This is a genomic window from Glaciecola sp. 2405UD65-10 (assembly GCF_048820975.1).
Lineage (GTDB): Bacteria > Pseudomonadota > Gammaproteobacteria > Enterobacterales > Alteromonadaceae > Glaciecola.
Window position 1 is genome coordinate 493,661 of record NZ_JBMEUF010000001.1, and the last position, 18,224, is coordinate 511,884.

At 39.1% G+C, this 18,224-nt stretch carries 18 protein-coding genes; 7 read left to right on the forward strand and 11 right to left on the reverse strand.

Translation table 11 applies throughout. The features are described 5' to 3' along the window. Position 1 precedes the first annotated feature (1 nt). Complete coding sequence (gene purM / locus ACOI22_RS02210; protein WP_420669763.1) at positions 2–1,048, reverse strand: phosphoribosylformylglycinamidine cyclo-ligase; 1,047 nt, start codon at positions 1,046–1,048, stop codon at positions 2–4. Positions 1,049–1,200: 152 nt separating this feature from the next. On the opposite strand from purM, the gene ACOI22_RS02215 reads away from it, so the two are divergent. Both ACOI22_RS02215 and hda read left to right on the forward strand, forming a co-directional pair. Further along, positions 1,201–2,478 carry a DUF2066 domain-containing protein gene (locus tag ACOI22_RS02215; RefSeq protein WP_420669765.1) on the forward strand — a complete coding sequence of 426 codons (1,278 nt, stop codon included), beginning with the start codon at positions 1,201–1,203 and terminating at the stop codon, positions 2,476–2,478. 7 nt (positions 2,479–2,485) lie between these two features. Beyond that, the gene (hda, locus tag ACOI22_RS02220) at positions 2,486–3,193 is read left to right on the forward strand and encodes a DnaA regulatory inactivator Hda (protein WP_420669767.1); all 708 of its coding nucleotides are present in this window, start codon (positions 2,486–2,488) and stop codon (positions 3,191–3,193) included. An 8-nt stretch (positions 3,194–3,201) separates the two neighbouring features. On the opposite strand, the gene ACOI22_RS02225 is transcribed toward hda, so the two are convergent. The 4 genes from ACOI22_RS02225 to arsC are packed head-to-tail and all read right to left on the reverse strand — an operon-like array spanning position 3,202 to position 6,567. Next, positions 3,202–5,169 (reverse strand): hypothetical protein, encoded by a 1,968-nt coding sequence (locus ACOI22_RS02225; protein ID WP_420669769.1) that lies wholly within the window; start codon positions 5,167–5,169, stop codon positions 3,202–3,204. Next, positions 5,150–5,620: a DUF2069 domain-containing protein gene (locus ACOI22_RS02230; RefSeq protein ID WP_420669771.1), complete on the reverse strand. Its 471-nt coding sequence runs from the start codon at positions 5,618–5,620 to the stop codon at positions 5,150–5,152. The genes ACOI22_RS02225 and ACOI22_RS02230 overlap by 20 nt, the downstream gene beginning before the upstream one ends. Position 5,621: 1 nt before the next feature. Beyond that, positions 5,622–6,212 (reverse strand): NAD(P)H:quinone oxidoreductase, encoded by a 591-nt coding sequence (gene wrbA, locus ACOI22_RS02235; protein WP_420669773.1) that lies wholly within the window; start codon positions 6,210–6,212, stop codon positions 5,622–5,624. Continuing rightward, positions 6,205–6,567, reverse strand: coding sequence for an arsenate reductase (glutaredoxin) (gene arsC, locus ACOI22_RS02240; protein WP_420669775.1), 363 nt, complete (start codon positions 6,565–6,567; stop codon positions 6,205–6,207). Before arsC ends, wrbA begins: the two co-directional genes overlap by 8 nt. A gap of 33 nt (positions 6,568–6,600) precedes the next feature. Between arsC and ACOI22_RS02245 the strand changes: the two genes are divergently transcribed. Next, entirely contained in the window at positions 6,601–7,092 is a 492-nt protein-coding gene (locus tag ACOI22_RS02245) for a TlpA family protein disulfide reductase (protein ID WP_420669777.1), read from the forward strand. Between the two features lie 6 nt (positions 7,093–7,098). Here the strand turns inward: ACOI22_RS02245 and ACOI22_RS02250 are convergent, their stop codons facing one another. Next, the gene (locus tag ACOI22_RS02250) at positions 7,099–8,574 is read right to left on the reverse strand and encodes a M48 family metalloprotease (protein ID WP_420669779.1); all 1,476 of its coding nucleotides are present in this window, start codon (positions 8,572–8,574) and stop codon (positions 7,099–7,101) included. Between the two features lie 194 nt (positions 8,575–8,768). Between ACOI22_RS02250 and ACOI22_RS02255 the strand changes: the two genes are divergently transcribed. After that, a complete protein-coding gene (locus tag ACOI22_RS02255) occupies positions 8,769–9,848 on the forward strand; it encodes an AI-2E family transporter (RefSeq protein WP_420669781.1) in 1,080 nt (359 codons plus the stop codon). A 148-nt stretch (positions 9,849–9,996) separates the two neighbouring features. On the opposite strand, the gene bcp is transcribed toward ACOI22_RS02255, so the two are convergent. Both bcp and ACOI22_RS02265 read right to left on the reverse strand, forming a co-directional pair. After that, positions 9,997–10,455 carry a thioredoxin-dependent thiol peroxidase gene (gene bcp, locus ACOI22_RS02260; RefSeq protein ID WP_420669783.1) on the reverse strand — a complete coding sequence of 153 codons (459 nt, stop codon included), beginning with the start codon at positions 10,453–10,455 and terminating at the stop codon, positions 9,997–9,999. Between the two features lie 56 nt (positions 10,456–10,511). Next, entirely contained in the window at positions 10,512–11,066 is a 555-nt protein-coding gene (locus ACOI22_RS02265; RefSeq protein ID WP_420669785.1) for a glycine cleavage system protein R, read from the reverse strand. A gap of 172 nt (positions 11,067–11,238) precedes the next feature. Between ACOI22_RS02265 and dapA the strand changes: the two genes are divergently transcribed. From dapA to purC, 3 genes are read left to right on the forward strand one after another with little or no spacing between them, the layout of a single operon-like run. Continuing rightward, entirely contained in the window at positions 11,239–12,123 is an 885-nt protein-coding gene (gene dapA / locus ACOI22_RS02270; protein WP_420672296.1) for a 4-hydroxy-tetrahydrodipicolinate synthase, read from the forward strand. Next, complete coding sequence (bamC, locus tag ACOI22_RS02275; protein WP_420669787.1) at positions 12,124–13,227, forward strand: outer membrane protein assembly factor BamC; 1,104 nt, start codon at positions 12,124–12,126, stop codon at positions 13,225–13,227. Between the two features lie 27 nt (positions 13,228–13,254). Next, a complete protein-coding gene (purC, locus tag ACOI22_RS02280; protein WP_420669789.1) occupies positions 13,255–13,968 on the forward strand; it encodes a phosphoribosylaminoimidazolesuccinocarboxamide synthase in 714 nt (237 codons plus the stop codon). Between the two features lie 67 nt (positions 13,969–14,035). On the opposite strand, the gene yfaE is transcribed toward purC, so the two are convergent. From yfaE to nrdA, 3 genes are all read right to left on the reverse strand, one after another. Beyond that, entirely contained in the window at positions 14,036–14,350 is a 315-nt protein-coding gene (gene yfaE, locus ACOI22_RS02285) for a class I ribonucleotide reductase maintenance protein YfaE (protein ID WP_420669791.1), read from the reverse strand. A 22-nt stretch (positions 14,351–14,372) separates the two neighbouring features. Beyond that, positions 14,373–15,503, reverse strand: coding sequence for a class Ia ribonucleoside-diphosphate reductase subunit beta (gene nrdB, locus ACOI22_RS02290; RefSeq protein ID WP_420669793.1), 1,131 nt, complete (start codon positions 15,501–15,503; stop codon positions 14,373–14,375). 123 nt (positions 15,504–15,626) lie between these two features. Beyond that, positions 15,627–17,948, reverse strand: a complete 2,322-nt coding sequence (nrdA, locus tag ACOI22_RS02295; RefSeq protein ID WP_420669795.1) for a class 1a ribonucleoside-diphosphate reductase subunit alpha — start codon at positions 17,946–17,948, stop codon at positions 15,627–15,629. Between the last annotated feature and the right edge of the window lie 276 nt (positions 17,949–18,224).

The following is an 18,224-nucleotide window of genomic DNA, read 5'->3' on the forward strand; positions in this document are numbered from 1 at the left end:
CTTATAAAGGTGAAATAATAACGTCTTGATCATCAACCTTTGGTATAAGTTCGCCAATCACCCACGCTTTCTCGCCAAGCTGATTTAGCATAGCGACTATTTCATCAGCACTTTCGGATTCAACAGCCATCATTAAACCAACACCACAATTAAAAGTTCTGTACATTTCAGTTCTTTGTACATTTCCTTTTTCTTGTAAGAAGTCAAAAATAGCAGGCCACTGCCAAGAAGAACCATCAATTGATGCGGTAACATTATCAGGCAAAACGCGCGGGATATTTTCCCAAAAACCGCCACCAGTAATATGCGAAATAGCATTTACCTGGTATTTTTCTAGGAGTGTTAGCACGTTTTTCACGTATATACGTGTAGGCTCTAGAAGGTGTTCTATAATGGGTTTATCATTTAATAATTCGCTAGTGTCAACATTTGCCACTTCAATGATTTTACGAATCAATGAATAACCGTTTGAATGAGGACCTGATGAAGCTAAGGCTATCAGCTTGTTTCCTGCGCTTACTTGACTACCGTCAATAACCTTGTCAGCTTCAACTACACCTACACAAAAACCCGCTACATCGTAATCATTACCATGATACATGCCCGGCATTTCAGCAGTTTCACCACCAATAAGCGCGCAGTTAGAGAGTTTACAACCTTCGCCTATACCTGTAACAACGGTAGCTGCGGTATCAACGTCTAGTTTACCTGTAGCGTAGTAGTCAAGGAAAAATAAAGGTTCGGCACCTTGTACAATAAGGTCATTTACGCACATCGCTACTAAATCGATGCCAATGCCATCATGTTTATTATTATCCATGGCAAGTCGTAACTTCGTGCCAACACCATCAGTACCAGAAACCAGCAATGGGTTTTTGTATTTAGTTGGCAATGAGCACAAAGCTCCAAAACCGCCTAACCCGCCTTTAACTTCAGGTCGGTTAGTCGCTTTAGTTACTGACTTAATTCTATCAACGAGCGCGTTTCCTGCATCAATATCCACGCCTGCATCTTTGTAGCTGAGTGATTTTTTGCTTGTATCGGTCACTAATTTTCCTCGACTTGAAAAAACGCGCACATATTAACAGTTAGGACAATTAAAGGGTATTAAAAACTTAAGGAAAAAATTCTGATGCAAATTGCTGGCAAATGGTCGACAATACGCGTTTGACTATTTTCAAACTCAAAGAAAGGATTGTTTTGAACCAGTTAACGCATTTATTGCTTTTTATTACTCTGCTATTTAGCGGGGCTTCTTCTGTGTGTGCACGTAACATCGATCACGTTAACGTGGGCAGGGTCCCTGTAGTGGGGCAATCTATATATGCACAGCAGGAAGCCGGTAAGGAAGCTTTAGCACAAGTATTCGTAAAGTTAAGTGGCACACCAACAGTACTTAATGAACCTGCTATTAAAAGAGCAGTTGATAATTACGAACAATTTTTAATCGCTAGCAGTTTTTTACAAAAAGAAGATAATTTAATATTTGAGGCTACATTTAATCGTCAAAAGGTTGAAAACTTATTAATGGCGTCGGGATTGAATGTATGGGCTAGCTTGCGGCCTACAGGTATTGTTTGGTTAGCCAATAAAGACCTCAACAAGCGAAAAAATGTACTTTATCAGAATCAAGCAAGTGTGCAAAAAGATGCATCAGCGCTAATTAGTACCATAGAATTAAAAGCCTTTGCCCGAGGCATTGACCTCATTATTCCTATTGGGGATCTACAAGATACAAGCAATGTGTCTGTATATGATGTATGGAATCAGTTTGTATCAGTTTTACGAGCAAACAGCATTAGATACAATGCTGATTTTTTATTAAGTGCAACCATTGAATCTTATAATCAGAATGACCACGCCTTAGCCTTAGAACAACAAAAGGCTTTAAAAGAAGAGTTTGATGCGGTTAGTGAATTTAATCAGGGCTTACGCAATATTAGTAATGCAGCGTCAGACAATCAAGATGAGAGTGAAGCCAATTTGCCTACTAACAGTGAATTGGAACAACTCAGTCATCCTACTGATTCATTAAGCTTACCTAATGCGATTTCGCCAGATACTCAGTTTAAAATTGATTATATTTTTACTGACGGTAAAACAGTTGAAACGGGTACTTTGTTTAGCGCAAGCCAAGAATTAGGGCTAAGTGCACTTGTAGACGAATATGCTAATGTTTTAGCTAAACAATTTGCAGTGAATCAGTCATCAGATACCTCAATAACAGAAGCAATTGAAGTTGTATTTAACAATGTAGATTCTTTATCTGATTACGTATCGGTTATTAATTTACTTGAATCATTACCTTCAGTTAGCAAAGTTTATTTGAACAAACAAGAAAGTAAAAAATCGTATTTCTTAATAGAACAAAGTATATCGGCACAGCAACTTAAGTCGATTTTATCTTTAGACCCTCGTTTACAAACAGAGTCTTCTGTTAGCAATGATCAAACCATGCAATTTTATTGGCGGGAGTAGGGAATACGTGCAGTTAGTTTTACCTGTTTCATTTAGTAAAGAAAACGAATTTACAACGTTTATTGAGGGTGATAACGGCGCCAGTGTGGCACACATTAAGAGTGTACTTACACAACCCGATAACTTCATGCCTGCCTCGCAGCGTATTTGCATGATAGATGGTAGTTCAGGCGTGGGCAAAACCCATTTGCTACTGGCTATTACCGAAATGGCGCAACGCAAGGGTATTAGCCATCAGTACGTTAATATGGCCTCACTTGTTAATCTTCCCACGGAAGTATTACAGGGTATTATTGTTAATCAAGTAATTTGTATTGATAACATTGATTTAGTTAGCGCTTCTAGCGACTGGCAGCGGGGCTTGTTTGATTTTATCAATCAGTTCGTTGAAAACGATAATACTTTGTTGCTAATGGCCTCAAGCCAAGCTATTAGCCAACTAGAATTGACATTAGCTGACTTGCGCACTCGCTTGCAATGGGGTGTGAATTTTTCACTGAAGCCCTTAAACGACGAACAGAAACAACAAGCTTTAATTCAACACGCACAGGCTCTTGGAATGAGCTTTCAAGATGATGCTATAAAGTTTTTACTCAATAGAACTAGTCGAGATATGGGGGTTTTAATGAGCCATTTACAAGCGCTTGATAAAGCTTCACTTCAAAACAAGCGCAAAGTAACCATTCCTTTTATTAAATCTACTCTTAAGTTGTGATATCGCCTTTAGGGCTGGTTGAGTAAACCTAGCTGGCTATCTCTGTTGCTATCAATTATAAATTGTTCTTGCAGATTTACTTGTTGCTTATTATTAAATTTGCTGCGTTGCGTAGCTTCTGTACTGGGCGATATATTAACGTTACTAAACCAACCCTGACTAGTATTCATCAAAATAGGTTGGGGGAGTTCGTTTAACGAACTGCGAACACCTTGTAAATCAGGATAAACTCTACTTACCACAAACACTGCTCGGTCAGCTAGGTTGGTATCAGTAATGCGGTTTCTTTGGCCCCACGTTATTCCATAATCATTACTTGATTGGCTATCGCTAATAGCGACATCAGCTTCAGAGTCAAGCCTATACAGCATCATGTAGCGCTCAAACAATACGGCAAAATCTTCCCTTGTTGTGAGATAAGCATAAAATGATGGGGCTATATCGGGCTCAAAAAATTGTTTTATATCGTCACCTTGATAAGATTTTTGTGTCGCTGTTGGCGTTTCGTTTCTATACCTCACCTGCGCAAGGGCGTGCATTTCGTTTGACCTTAGCGGGTACTGCTGGTCCAAAATATCTGAGTTGGTACCGTTTTCGTTGTAGTACGCTAAGGGCGTTGTATTTGGGTTTATGTTTGACCAAACCGTACTTGGGAAGAAATCATTAGCGTGCGCAAGTTCATGATACATCAGCCAAGAAATAGAGGCTTCAAGATCACTAAAACTGCGGGATTCTCTAGACTGTTTAAGATAACGACCGCTTGGATAATAATCGTTGTTTTTAGTATAACGCCACAACATTTGAAATTGCAGTTCGCTACCGAAATCTGAGCGGTAATCAGGTACGTCATTTAGTGTGTCTCGCTCTGCTGGGCTTTGCCAAAAATTGTTGGCATCTAAATAAATTGCGCCAGTGGCTGCCCAATAAAAAGAGGGGCGAACATCATAAGAAATAACAACACCCGTGACGCCGCGCAGTAAATTTCGCATATCAACGCCCGCAGAAGAATTTTCTAAGTAGTTTTTAAAACGCTCCGCCATCCATTCATGTGACACTAAAGTGCGATCTAATATTTGCTCTACACTTGGCGTGTTGCCATTAGTAGACGTGCCTATAAGAGGCAAATCATCAAAACTACAAATTGGCGTACTAGGAATTTGGTTATTGTAAATGCATTGTTCAATCGCATCTTTAAATGGGCTGCTGCTATTTGCGCTAAACATGTCGCTACTTACAATAAAGTTGTTGCTATAGAACAGGCCGGTTTCGTTAAAATTGACATTTTTTACAGTGACTAAAACGTCATCTGTTCCGGTGGTGCCATCGGAATATGAAACTTGCGCTTGGAATTTAATAATAGCGTCATGAACAACTGATGGCGCATCAAAAAACAAATATGCGTCAGATTGTTCAAGAGAGTTAACTTGTGGCCCAGCTAATTGTTGCCATTCAATGCTGCTGATAGTTTTACCCGCCGGAATACCAAGGTGTAATGATACTTTTCCTAATTCAGAAACACTATGATCTAAACGGATATTGGTTGTTTGTCCGGCGTCAAGCGCTGAAAAACTTATGTCATATGTACTAAACTCAGATTCGCCTTGTAATTTAACTTGGGCTTGAATTGCATAATTTCCGCTACTAGGCACATCAAAGCCAATTGTTTGAGAATTTGATGCTAGAAATGGAAGGGTGGCACCAGCAGTTTGCAGCCACTTGATTTCTTCAATTTGATAGGCACTTTTAGGAATTATCGCGAATCCACCTGCACCTTGCGCTTTAAGCTCAATATCACCATAAATTTCAATGCTGTCGGAATCTAAAATGGGCACTATAGAACCTGTTGATTCAGTGGGTGTAAGCGAACCTAAACTGGGGCGGCCACTATCATTACTGCTTCCTCCGCCACAAGCGCTAAGAAGAATAAAGGCTATTAGTAGTATTGTATATTTTGCGCTAGGCATCAGTTGTGTCATGTTTAGTATTCCTTTCGAAATATTCTTTTTCTTGTTCCATTACTTTACTCAGTTTAGGTAAAGCGCTACCAAGTTCTTGGCCTCTGTTTCTTGCAAATAAACTGCAGCCAGCAAACATCCCTATCGCTAATACTAATTCTATAATCGCATGAACAATGTAGCTTGGCTCAGAATAGATAACCGTTATGCCGTGCAAGAAATACCATAAAACAATAAAACATGCCCAAGCATGAGTATAGGGTTTTGCTTTTATTACACCATGTAAGGGTAAAAGCAGGGGCAGCAAGTAAACAATGAACACAAATGCAAATGAATATTGCTGAGAGTTATTGAGTAATAGGTACCAAATGGACAACCAAGAGAGTAAACCAATGTGCGAAATAAGCGCCAAGAACCGATAGCTTTTAACCTTTGAAGACATTGGTTTAATTTGTTGAATGTTAGTTGTCATATTACTTACCTAATTTTTGCGCGTGGCGAGCTAATCTATTACCCATTGCAATTGCTAAAGTGGATTCTTCGTCGCTCAACTTATTCTTATTGACTATTTCAACACTTGATACGCCGTAAGGGCTGCAACCAGATCGCGTTGTGTGTAAATCAGGTTCACTATATGGCAAGCCAAGTATACACATACCATGATGAAACAGCGGCAGCATCATCGACAACAACGTCGATTCTTGGCCACCATGCATGCTAGAGGATGACGTGAAAACACATGCGGGCTTGTCAACTAAACTTCCTTTTAGCCAAATATCTGTAAGGGAGTCAATAAAGTATTTAAGAGGCGAGGCCATATTACCAAAATGAGTAGGGCTCCCCAGAGCAAGGCCATCACAATGCATTAAATCTTCTTTTGTTACGTATAAATGACCCTGTGAGGGGACACTATCATCGGGAACGAATTCTGTTTTATGTGTAATGTCGGGTACGGTCCTCACAATGGCTTGGGCACCTTGTTGTTCAATACCCATTGCAATTTTTTGTGCGAGCAATGCCGTTTTACCATGTTTAGAGTAATACAGAACTAACACTTTACACATTCATTAAGGCCTCTATATTTGACAAAGGACGTCCTATGGCCGCTTTACCTTCAAAGCTAACAATAGGGCGCTCGAGAAGTTTAGGGTAGTTTGAAATGGCTTCTAAAACCGATTCATTACTGGCATTTTTGTTCAAGCCTGCCTCATTATACTCTTTTTCTTTTGGGCGTATCATTGTGTGCGCACTTTCAATATTGAGAGCGTTAAACAGCGATTCCAGTTCATCTAAGCTTGGTGGCTGCTTGAGGTATTCAATAACATCTAACTCAATATTAGCGTGTTGCTGCTGCATATATTCAAGAGCCTGACGACTTTTAGAACAACGAGGGTTGTGAAACAAAATTGCTTTAGGCATTATTTAACCTCATAAAATTAAAACATAATAATAATGAAACAAAAACTAACATGGATTCTAGCATTTATCGTACTGCTTTTAGTGCTGATTACAGTAATTTTCAAATATCAGTCAAACCATTACGACTTTATGACCACTGGTGGTCAGCAATATAATTATGATGATTTTACCGATAAAGTATTAATTGTTAATTATTTTGCAGAATGGTGCGCACCGTGTTTACGCGAAATTCCGGCGCTTAATGAATTTGTAGCGCAGGCGCCGAATAACGTTGAGGTCTTCGCTATTAGCTTTGACAAACTTCCTCTTGACCGTTTACTCGCTTTAGAAAAAAAATATAACATTGAGTTTGCCGTAATAAGCGAACTACATACCCCGTTTAAATTTGAACGTCCTCAATATTTGCCAGCAACCTATATTGTAGGTCCAAATGACGGGAATGCGGTTGCTTTATTTGGAGAGCAATCGAGCGAATCGCTAAACGCAGCAATAAAATCATATCAAAATATTGCGCCTAAAGATTAAGGTGCGTTAAATACTTGTGCGCATCATAGCGGCTTCAGCCTCACGAAATTGTGAAATACGCCCCTTTATACGCTGTTTTTCAATAGCATCAGATTTTACTTGGTTATACGCGAACTGTAATTCATCTATAGCTAAAGGATAGGCAGAAATCAGTGCGTAAATTTCAGCTTGTACCATGTGGGCGTCTTTTTTCTGCTGGTTTCGCTCGTATGCATCATGTAACAACTGATAAGCTAAAAAGTTTTGGTTATCAAGTAGCAGTAAGTCTCGAAGCATTTCAATTGCCGGTTCGTAGTTAAGCGCACTAATATAGGCATTCGCTAAATTTAACGTTAACACTTGGTTCTGCGGCCTATGGCTCCAATGAGGCGATAATAAGTTTATCGCTTTTCTAGGGGTTTCAAGCTTAATGTAAATATCGGTCATTAAGTCAAGGTAGAACAGGTTTTCAGGGTCTTGACTCAGCAATGGGTCTAGTATTTCCTTTGATGCACTATATCGTTCTGATTCAAATAGACTCATAGCCAAGCCATATTTAAGGGCTTTTTGCTCAACCGTATTGCTGTTTGATAATCGATTTTGCAAAAACGGTATATTCCGTTCAGGAATAGTAATATAACGAGCAATCACACGCGCTTTAGCCAAATGAAAATCAAGGCTAGCGGGCACTCTTTTCTCACCATAACTTCTGGCGCGTGTAACCGTTTGTGCAATTCTATCTTCAGGTAAGGGGTGAGTTTGTAAGAATGCTAATTGGTTTGAACGTCCACGTGCTTGCTCAGCCAATTTGCCAAAGAAGCCAGGGGCTCCCTGAGGATCAAAACCGGCTCGGTATAATATATTAATCCCAATGTTGTCTGCTTCTTTTTCGTTATTTCGAGTAAAGTTGATTGAGGCTTGTTGAGAACCCGCCATACCGGCATTTACTGCCGCAATACCTGCTTCAGGGTCTGCTATAGCAAGCAATAAACCACCAATTAAGCTGGCTATTTGAAGTGGCGCTGAACGCTGTTGACTCTGCGCCCTTCGAGCTAAATGACGCTGGGTAACGTGTGCTATTTCGTGGGCGAATACCGAAGCAAGTTCGCTTTCGGTAGAAGCTTGAGCAATTAATCCGGTGTGGATACCTATATGACCACCGTAAAATGCAAAAGCATTTATAACAGGGTTGTTAATCATAAAAAATTTAAATGGAAATTTGGCGTTATCGGCTTCAATAACCAAACGGTTCCCAATCCCTTGGATGTATTCTTGTAGAACAGGATCTAACACTAATGGTGCTTGCCCGCGCAGTTGGCGCATTATGATATCGCCAATTATTCGTTCTTTATCAATAGTTAATACGTCAGACGCAACGACCCCTATTTCGGGCAATTGGTTCCGATTATTCTCAAATGTTTGCGCCATTGAATGCGCAACAGAGCTAATTAAGAAACTCATTGAGCATACTACTAATAATTTTTTTATCGATAAAAACTTCATGAAGCCGCAAATTTCCTACAATTGATTTAAGCACTCTACTTACATATAGACCGCTTACAATGAGCTTAGTTTCAGCATAACAAAAAATATTATAGTGTAGTTAAAAAATCTATTTATCACTGAGAGTATTTGTGCCTAAACTGATACACTAAATGCAAGCAGTAGAATGTTGACTAATCAAAAAGGAAGAGTGAATGTTAGGAGTTTTTGGAAATTGGTATAAACGCAAGTTTTCAGATCCCAATGCCTTAATGTTGTTATTGTTTATTTTGATAATGACAACGCTGTTGTATGTATTCGGTGAGATGCTAATGCCAGTATTAGTGGCTATAGTTATTGCTTATTTATTAGATGTACCAGTTTCTCGAATGGAAAAAATTGGTATTAGACGCTGGATAGCGACTTCTTTTACTCTATTTATTTTCTTTGTTATTTGTTTTATTACCGCTGTTAGTATCATTCCGATTATTTCTAGGCAAAGCGTGAATTTTGTTCAAGAAATACCGCTTATTTGGGATTCAACGCAAATATGGTTAACGAGTTTACCTGCAAAGTATCCATCGTTAATTGAAGTTGAGTACATAAAAACTGCAATGGCAGGGCTAAATGAGCGTGTAGTAGAATTTGGTCAGCAGCTATTGTCAGCTTCATTTAGCTCTATAGGCAATATTGCTGCATTACTTATTTACATTGTTTTGGTGCCGCTTATGGTGTTTTTTATGCTAAATGATAAACAGATTTTCGTTAGCAGCTTAAATTCTATACTACCTGCTGAGCGCCGTTTAATAACGCAAGTTGGCGAAGAAATGAACACACAAATCGCTAACTATATTCGCGGTAAAGTTATTGAAATAGTCATCGTTGCTTCGGTAACGAGTATAGCCTTCACTTTGTTAGACTTACGCTTTGCCGTTCTACTAGGCGTACTGGTTGGTTTTTCTGTTCTCATTCCATATATTGGCGCAGCGGTGGTTACCATTCCCGTGGCCATTGTAGGTTTATTTCAATTTGGATTAAGTTCTGAATTTGGCTACCTAATGTTGGTGTATGCCATAATACAAGGTTTAGATGGCAACTTACTTGTTCCTATATTGTTTTCAGAAGCGGTAAGTTTACACCCTTTGTATATTATAATTGCAGTTTTATTATTTGGCGGGCTCTGGGGATTTTGGGGCGTGTTTTTCGCTATTCCTTTGGCGACCTTAGTAAAAGCTTTAATCACGGCTTGGTCAAACCCGCGATTAGAAGAAAATATTATTTTGGAAGATAAGTAGCACTGCAAATAAGTTTACCGCCTGCGCGGTAATGACGGTTGAGGTGCGTGAGCCATTCCCACGAAGGTGAGAACCTCCGAGGGAATTTTCTAAATTAAGACCCGTGCTAATGAGCTTACCGCCTACGCGGTAATGACAATGTGGGCGCTTAACTATTTAAATAGTTAAGTACCACTTCATGATGATCTTTAGTTTTAAACTTATCAAATACTTTACTTACTACGCCATGTTCGTCTATTAAAAAACTGGTTCTTACAATTCCCATATATTCTTTACCCATGAACTTTTTAAGTTGCCATACGCCAAATGCTTCGCAAACTTTATGATCTTCATCTGACAACAAGGTGAATGCTAGGTTTTGCTTAGTTTTAAAGTTGATTAACCGCTTTGGTGCGTCAATCGAAATACCGAGTACTTCAACGTTATGCTCTGATAGCGCTTCGAGGCTATCGTTTAGCCCATTTGCTTGAACAGTACAACCAGGAGTGGATGCTTTAGGGTAAAAATAAACAAGCACTTTTTTGCCAGCAAAATCACTTAATGAAACCGACTCTGAATCTTGGTTAAGTAGCGTGAAAGCCGGAGCGGTTTGTGTTTCTTGTATCATCTATGAATCCTTATTAAAGCGCTAAAATAATTATTGTAAACGATGTAGGAACAAGTTTACCAACTATCAATATAATGATTATTGCTAGTGTCATTAGAATGGCTAATTTTGCCATGTAAACCTAATTCATTAAGTAAGTGTTTAATGTGGGTATCAAAGCCATCTAAATCAATTCCTTCAGGCGCAGATAAAATCATTTTGCATTTAAGGGTTCTTACGTCATCAATCAATACCGTTTTTTGGCGTAAAGCATGCACCGATACATTAACTTGGCTCAAAGCCTGGGAGACCTTTTGCATAACACCGGCTGCATCAGTACCGGAAAAATCAAGATTAATATATTGCCCAATATTTTGCTTTTGATGGCCCGATGTACGCTTAAGCATGCATAATAGGGAATGTTCAACGCACAATTGCGACAAATCAATTTCGACCAAGGTAATGTCCGCAATATGACCGCTTACAATCATGGTTAATGAAAAATCAGTTCCATACAGCGCATGGCGACTGTCTAAAATATTGCAATTATGCTGACTTATTTGCGCTGCGATTATATTTAAAGCCGCCATTGAGTTGGGACCAAGAATGTTAATAATTAATTGTTGAGACATGAATAAGTTTATCCTAATTATAGCCATTTTATATTAGCAAAAAATACCCAGCAGGCGATCATGAATTCTTTTGTGTGTACGAATTAGATTTTATTACTATAAATCTATAAGAAAGCTTGTTTTTAAGCTCTTAGGCCTCTAATATTGCGCATTGATTAAAAGGGGAGTAATGATGTTTCAGGGCAGTTTTGTCGCATTAGTGACGCCAATGTTAGCGTCTGGCGAAGTAGATTATGAAAGTCTTGAGAAGCTAGTGGCTTTTCATATCGAAAATAACACACATGGCATAGTAGCCGTAGGAACTACAGGTGAATCCGCCACTTTACCTTTTGATGAACACATTAATGTTATATCGAAAATTGTTGAATATGTGGCAGGAAAAGTGCCTGTTATTGCCGGTTCAGGCGCAAATGCGACTGATGAAGCTGTTTTCTTAACTAAAGAAATTGCAAAGCTAGGTGTTGATGGTTTTTTAAGCGTTGTACCTTATTACAACAAACCTCAGCAAAAGGGCTTAATTGCCCACTTCAACGCGGTAGCAGATGCATCAGAACTTCCTCTTATTCTTTACAATGTTCCATCAAGAACGGTGCTAGATATGCAAACCAGCACGGTAGTAGAACTTGCAAAGCACAAAAATATAGTAGGAATAAAAGATGCAACGGGTGATTTGACTCGTTTAGCCGAGCTACAAGCTAATCTTCCTAAAGATTTTTTATTATTTAGTGGTGACGACGCCACCGGTTGTGAATTTATGAATAGTGGTGGTGACGGTGTCATTTCAGTTACCGCGAACATCATGCCAAATAGCATGTCGAAAATGTGTGAATTCGCGCTTGCCGGTGATAGCAAAGCATCTAAAGCAAGCGATGAGCCATTAGAATCGCTTCACCAAACCTTATTTATTGCTCCAAATCCTGTAATGCCGAAGTGGGCTTTATACAAAATGGGATTAATAAAAACACCTAATTTGCGTTTGCCGATGGTATTACCTGAACTAAATGAGCAAGCTGCAATCGAACATGAGTTGAATGTACTGGGATTAATAGAAAAATAAATGAATAAACAATTTCTCATCACCTTATGTGCGGCCGTAGTGCTTAGCGCATGTTCAAGTCCAGGTTCGCGTGAGCGAGCAACTGGCGATTACGATTATTTGGATACCAAAGGGCTTGACGAAGGCTTTCAAACGCCTGAAGAGCTTGATGCGCCTACGCGCTCTAACAGATATGATATTCCTAATTTAGACACAAGTGAGTCACGCACAGGCTTAATTGGAGATCAAGTTAGAGTTAGTTCTCCTCGACTTGTGTTACCGTTAGTTGCAGGCTCGCATGTAGAAGAGGGCAGTGAAGATGCCACCGTTTTGTTTGACCAAGTTGACGACAGCCAAGCCTTGGAAAAAACAATTTGGGATAAGGTACTCACCTACCTTGAGCAAAATAATATTGGCGTTGAAAGCTTTGATGAACAGAACAATATACTAGTAACCGATTGGGTAATTAGTAAAACGGAGTTAGATTCCAGTTGGTACGAATTCTCAAGTAGCTATGTAGAGCAAGCTAAAAGGTTCAAGTTGTCATTAGACGTGGAACCTCACGGACGTACAGCGGCGCTTACAAATGAAATTATTGCTTACATTGATGTTGATGGAAACGAAGCACTCAATAAGCTTGATCCAATAGCGAAGCGCAGTAATGAAGTAAACTTTTTAAACTACATTATTGCTGAATATGATTTTGGGCTTCGTTTAGCGCAAACCCAGCGCATTGCAAAAATTAGAGATGGTTTTAATTCTGAATTAGGGATTAACGGTGCTGATGAATCTACTATTATTGTAGACGCCCAATACAACAATACTTGGCCTCGTTTGTTGTTGGTTTTGCGTAAAATGGGCTTTGATGTAATTGACCTAGACCAATCCTCAGGCATCATGTTTGTTGCCTACAAAGGCCAAGAAGAAAGTTGGTATTCAGGTTGGTTTAGTAAAGACGAGTTGTCATTAGATAAAGAAAATTATCGTATCTTAGTAGAGCGAGTGGGTGCAAAGACTAGCGTTACGTTCAAAGATGATGAAAACATTGCGTTTACACCTAGCCAAATTACTGATCTATTCCCAGTATTTAAAGACTACATGGCTTCAGACAACCTTGATATTTAGTAGATAAATAAGAAGAGAGCACTAAACATGCAAAAAGTAAGTGAGCTGTATCGCGGAAAGGCAAAAACGGTATTCGTAACAGAAGATCCTAATAAGCTAATTTTAGAATTTCGAGACGATACATCGGCATTTGACGGTGAGAAAATTGAACAACTAAGCCGCAAGGGTGAGGTCAACAATAAATTCAATCACTACATTATGCAGCAACTAGAAGAAGCCGGAGTTAAAACCCAAGTTGAATCATTACTTTCTGACAACGAAAGTTTAGTGAAGAAGCTTGATATGATCCCCGTTGAATGTGTTGTGAGAAATTTTGCGGCCGGATCTCTATGTCGACGCTTAGGCGTTGAAGAGGGCTTAGCACTAAGCCCTCCAACGTTTGAATTTTTCCTTAAGAACGATGCTTTGCATGATCCTATGGTAAACGAAACTCATGCCATTTCATTTGGCTGGGCAACGGAAGACCAGATTGAGCAAATGAAGGTACTTACTTTTAAGGTAAATAGCATTTTATCTCCTCTATTTTTAGACGGCGGTATGTTGTTAGTTGATTTTAAATTGGAATTTGGTGTAGATGCTGACGGAAATATAGTATTAGGCGATGAATTTACGCCCGACGGCTGCCGTTTGTGGGATAAAGACACTAAGAAAAAATTAGATAAAGACAGGTTCCGCCAAGGCTTAGGCTCGGTGGTAGAGTCGTACATTGAAGTAGCTTCAAGAATAGGCCTCGATTTATAAACAATAAAAAGCCCTCATTTTGAGGGCTTTTTATTGTTTCGTTTCTATCAGTTAAGTATTTGATACACTAATACTCAATTTTGATTTCAATATTGCCTTTAGGGTGCGTGCAACAAGTTAAAATTTCATCGTCATCTATAAACGCTAAAGGGTCTAAGTTGTATTCAACACTTCCTTTTAACAACTTTGTACGGCACACTCCACAAAACCCTTCCTTGCAGTTGAATTCTGTATCAATGCCGTTTCGTTGCAAGGTTTCTAATATTGTTTCACCTGCTCTATGAGTATATTGCTTTTGCTCTAAAGTGATACTCGTCTGAGGTTTCTCAGGACTTTGAGTATCACCGGCTAAGTGAACCTTAGAATTGGGTTGTAAAGGCATTTAGATTAACCACGTTTAATCGTTATAGATCAAAATCGTCAAAGTCACCCGCGCTTACTTCCGCGTCAATTTGCGACACCAAGTATGAACTCACTTCTACTTCTTGTGGTGCTACTTGCACGTTGTCTGAACTTAAATAATTATTCATCCAAGGCAGGGGATTACTTTTACTTTCAAATTCAGTTTTTAAGCCAATTGCTGCCATACGTTGGTTGGCAATAAACTCAACGTAATCACACAATATTTCTTCATTGAGGCCCAGCATTGAGCCATCTTTGAACAAATATTTAGCCCACTCTTTCTCTTGTTGAACTGCCGTTAAGAATATTTCTCGAGCTTGGTCTTGGCATTCTAAAGCAATTTCAGCCATTTCTGGATCATCATTTCCCTTACTCCACAAATTTAGAATATGCTGAGTACTGGTCAAATGAATGTTTTCATCGCGTGCAATTAAACGAATGATTTTAGAGTTACCTTCCATCAATTCACGCTCTGCAAATGCAAACGTACATGCAAATGAAACATAAAAACGAATGGCTTCTAGTGCGTTAACTGAATTCATGCACAAATAAAGTTTTTTCTTTAGTTCGCGCATGTTAACAGGGTAGGGTTTACCTTCGTCTTCGTAGGTACCTTCGCCTTGGCTTTGATAAAGTTGCGTCGCAAATATAAGATCATCGTAATATTGCGATATATCGCCCGCTCTGCGCTTAATTTCGTCATTTACCACAATGTCATCAAATACGGAGCTAGGGTCGGTAAATAAATTTCGTAAAATATGCGTGTATGAACGTGAGTGAATCGTTTCAAAAAATGACCAAGTCTCTACCCATGTTTCAAGCTCAGGTAAAGAAATGATAGGTAAGAATGCGATGTTCGGAGAACGGCCTTGAATTGAATCAAGTAAGGTTTGATATTTCAAGTTAGACGTGAAAATGTGTTTTTCAGCATCAGTTAATTTTCCAAAATCTACACGGTCTTTACTAACATCTACTTCTTCTGGACGCCAAAAAAAACTGATTTGTTTTTCAATCAGTTTTTCAAAAATAGGGTGCTTTTGTTGGTCATAGCGCGCTACATTGACAGGGTTTCCAAAAAACATAGGTTCACGCATGGTGTCGATTGTTTTTTGGTTAAACGTCGTATATTTCATTAATTAATTGCCCGATTATAAAGTTAAGCTAGAAATTTATTATTATCATTTTAATACAGAACAGTAAGGGTTGCGTATTGCTAATTCAAACTAAAAACCAACAATACGCGATTTAGGTGTACCCTATATTTTACAGGCTCCGCCAGCGCAATCATCATCTTCTTCAATAATGACTTCTTGTGCGTTTGAATTTGCTTTATCTATTGCTAATTCAGCATCAGATTTATCAGACGCACCGTCACGAGTGTTATGGTAATACAAAGTCTTAATGCCTAATTTGTAGGTGGTTAACAAGTCTTTTAACAACACCTTCATAGGTACCTTGTTACCTTCGTATTTCCCTGGATCATAACTGGTATTTGCTGAAATGGTTTGGTCTATAAATTTCTGCATTATAGCAACCAACTGTAAATACCCATCGTTAGATGGTAAATCCCAAAGCAACTCGTATTGGTCTTTAAGACGCTTGTATTCAGGTACAACCTGTTTCAATACGCCATCCTTACTCGCTTTTATACTAATGTGACCACGTGGCGGTTCAATACCATTGGTTGCATTAGAAATTTGAGAAGAAGTTTCAGAAGGCATTAGAGCCGATAAAGTACTGTTGCGTAATCCATATTTTACAACGTCTTCGCGTAATGCATCCCAGTCATATTGAAGCGGTTCGTTACAAATTTTATCGAGATCTTTTTTGTAGCTATCAATGGGCATAATGCCTTGAGAATAGGTAGTTTCATTAAACTTAGGACATGCACCTTTTTCTTTCGCCAAGTTGTTTGACGCACGCATTAAGTAGTACTGAACCGCTTCAAAAGTTCGGTGAATAAGCGGGTTAGCACTGCCGTCTGAGTATTTAACGCCGTTCTTAGCTAAGTAATACGCGAAATTAATTACGCCTATTCCTAAGGTACGTCTACCCATAGTAGCGTTATAAGCAGCTGGAACAGGGTAATCTTGGTAATCTAATAATGAATCTAAGGCTCTAACTGACAGTTCAGCCAATTCTTCTAAATCATCTAAACTTTCTATTGCACCTAAGTTAAATGCCGAAAGAGTACAAAGCGCAATTTCGCCGTCAGGGTCATTTACGTGTTGTAGAGGTTTAGTCGGTAGCGCTATTTCTAAACACAGGTTGCTTTGGCGCACAGGTGCCACTTTAGGATCAAATGGGCTATGCGTATTGCAGTGGTCAACATTTTGTAAATAGATACGGCCAGTGTTTGCGCGTTCTTGCATAAATTGACCAAACAGTTCAATGGCTTTAACACGCTTTTTGCGAATACTGGTGTCATTTTCGTATTTTACGTACAGGCGCTCAAACTCATCTTGATCGGCGAAGAAAGCATCGTACAAGCCTGGTGTATCAGATGGACTGAAAAGCGTTATGTAGTCATCTTTAATCATGCGTGAGTACATTAACTTGTTACATTGAACACCATAATCTAAATGACGAACGCGGTTTTCTTCAACGCCGCGGTTGTTTTTAAGCACAAGTAGGTTTTCAATTTCCATATGCCATAAAGGATAAAACAAGGTTGCCGCGCCACCGCGCACACCGCCTTGTGAACAGCTTTTAACGGCAGTTTGGAAGTACTTATAAAAAGGAATACAGCCTGTGTGGAAAGCTTCACCACCTCGGATAGGGCTGCCTAATGCTCTAATTCGCCCAGCGTTGATGCCAATACCCGCACGTTGGCTTACATATTTAACAATCGCGCTAGCAGTTGCGTTGATTGAATCAAGGCTATCGCCGGTTTCAATAAGTACGCATGAACTAAATTGGCGAGTAGGGGTGCGAACACCTGCCATAATTGGCGTTGGTAATGATAGCTTGAACGTTGATGCGGCATCGTAGAAACGTTTAACGTAATCTAAGCGCACATCTTTTTCATACTTCGCGAACAAGCAAGCCGCTACCAATACATATAAAAATTGCGCACTTTCGTAAATAGCGCCACTTACTCTGTTTTGAACAAGATACTTTCCTTCCAATTGCTTTACAGCAGCGTAACTAAAGTTCATGTCTCTTGAATGGTCTATAAAACCATCCATAAGTGCAAACTCTTCTTCGGTATAATCATTAAGCAAATGTTCATCATATTTGCCTTGCTCAACCATACTTTTCACTTGCTCATATAGTTTAGGTGGCTCAAATTGGCCATACGCTTTTTTACGAAGATGGAATATCGCTAGGCGAGCAGCCAAATACTGATAATCAGGGGTTTCCGTAGTGATTAAATCAGCCGCTGATTTAATCATAGTTTCATGGATTTCTTCGGTACGAATACCGTTATAAAATTGTATTTGGGCTTTGATTTCAACTTGAGATACAGAAACGTCGTCTAGACCTTGTGCAGCCCAAGTGACTACTTTGTGGATTTTTTCTAAATCGATTGGTTCTTGAGAACCATCTCTTTTAGTCACTAGCAGGTTGTTATTCATATTAAATATGCTCTTTTAGCTCTTGTTACACGCCTACAGTGAATACTGCGACATGTTTTATTAGTCATTTTAGCGGAGTGCAGCACAAATCATTCTTTAGAATAAAGTATTCCAAGATTTTGACTCATGTGGTTAGGCACAAGATAGTGTGTCTTGGCTTGTATTGCAATCACTATATGTAGTGTTTTTTAGAAATGCGGTGTCAAAAAATTGACAGCTAATTTATGGGTTAGTATGAACTAACCCATAAATAGTAATTAGAAATGCGATCGTATA

Excerpts from the sequence above, each read along its gene's own strand:
- ACOI22_RS02225 (WP_420669769.1), bottom strand. The coding sequence starts at position 5,169 with ATGACACAACTGATGCCTAGCGCAAAATATACAATACTACTAATAGCC.
- ACOI22_RS02230 (WP_420669771.1), bottom strand. The coding sequence starts at position 5,620 with ATGACAACTAACATTCAACAAATTAAACCAATGTCTTCAAAGGTTAAA.
- wrbA (WP_420669773.1), bottom strand. The coding sequence starts at position 6,212 with ATGTGTAAAGTGTTAGTTCTGTATTACTCTAAACATGGTAAAACGGCA.
- arsC (WP_420669775.1), bottom strand. The coding sequence starts at position 6,567 with ATGCCTAAAGCAATTTTGTTTCACAACCCTCGTTGTTCTAAAAGTCGT.
- ACOI22_RS02245 (WP_420669777.1), top strand. The coding sequence starts at position 6,601 with ATGAAACAAAAACTAACATGGATTCTAGCATTTATCGTACTGCTTTTA.
- ACOI22_RS02250 (WP_420669779.1), bottom strand. The coding sequence starts at position 8,574 with ATGAAGTTTTTATCGATAAAAAAATTATTAGTAGTATGCTCAATGAGT.
- ACOI22_RS02255 (WP_420669781.1), top strand. The coding sequence starts at position 8,769 with ATGTTAGGAGTTTTTGGAAATTGGTATAAACGCAAGTTTTCAGATCCC.
- bcp (WP_420669783.1), bottom strand. The coding sequence starts at position 10,455 with ATGATACAAGAAACACAAACCGCTCCGGCTTTCACGCTACTTAACCAA.
- ACOI22_RS02265 (WP_420669785.1), bottom strand. The coding sequence starts at position 11,066 with ATGTCTCAACAATTAATTATTAACATTCTTGGTCCCAACTCAATGGCG.
- dapA (WP_420672296.1), top strand. The coding sequence starts at position 11,239 with ATGTTTCAGGGCAGTTTTGTCGCATTAGTGACGCCAATGTTAGCGTCT.
- bamC (WP_420669787.1), top strand. The coding sequence starts at position 12,124 with ATGAATAAACAATTTCTCATCACCTTATGTGCGGCCGTAGTGCTTAGC.
- purC (WP_420669789.1), top strand. The coding sequence starts at position 13,255 with ATGCAAAAAGTAAGTGAGCTGTATCGCGGAAAGGCAAAAACGGTATTC.
- yfaE (WP_420669791.1), bottom strand. The coding sequence starts at position 14,350 with ATGCCTTTACAACCCAATTCTAAGGTTCACTTAGCCGGTGATACTCAA.
- nrdB (WP_420669793.1), bottom strand. The coding sequence starts at position 15,503 with ATGAAATATACGACGTTTAACCAAAAAACAATCGACACCATGCGTGAA.
- nrdA (WP_420669795.1), bottom strand. The coding sequence starts at position 17,948 with ATGAATAACAACCTGCTAGTGACTAAAAGAGATGGTTCTCAAGAACCA.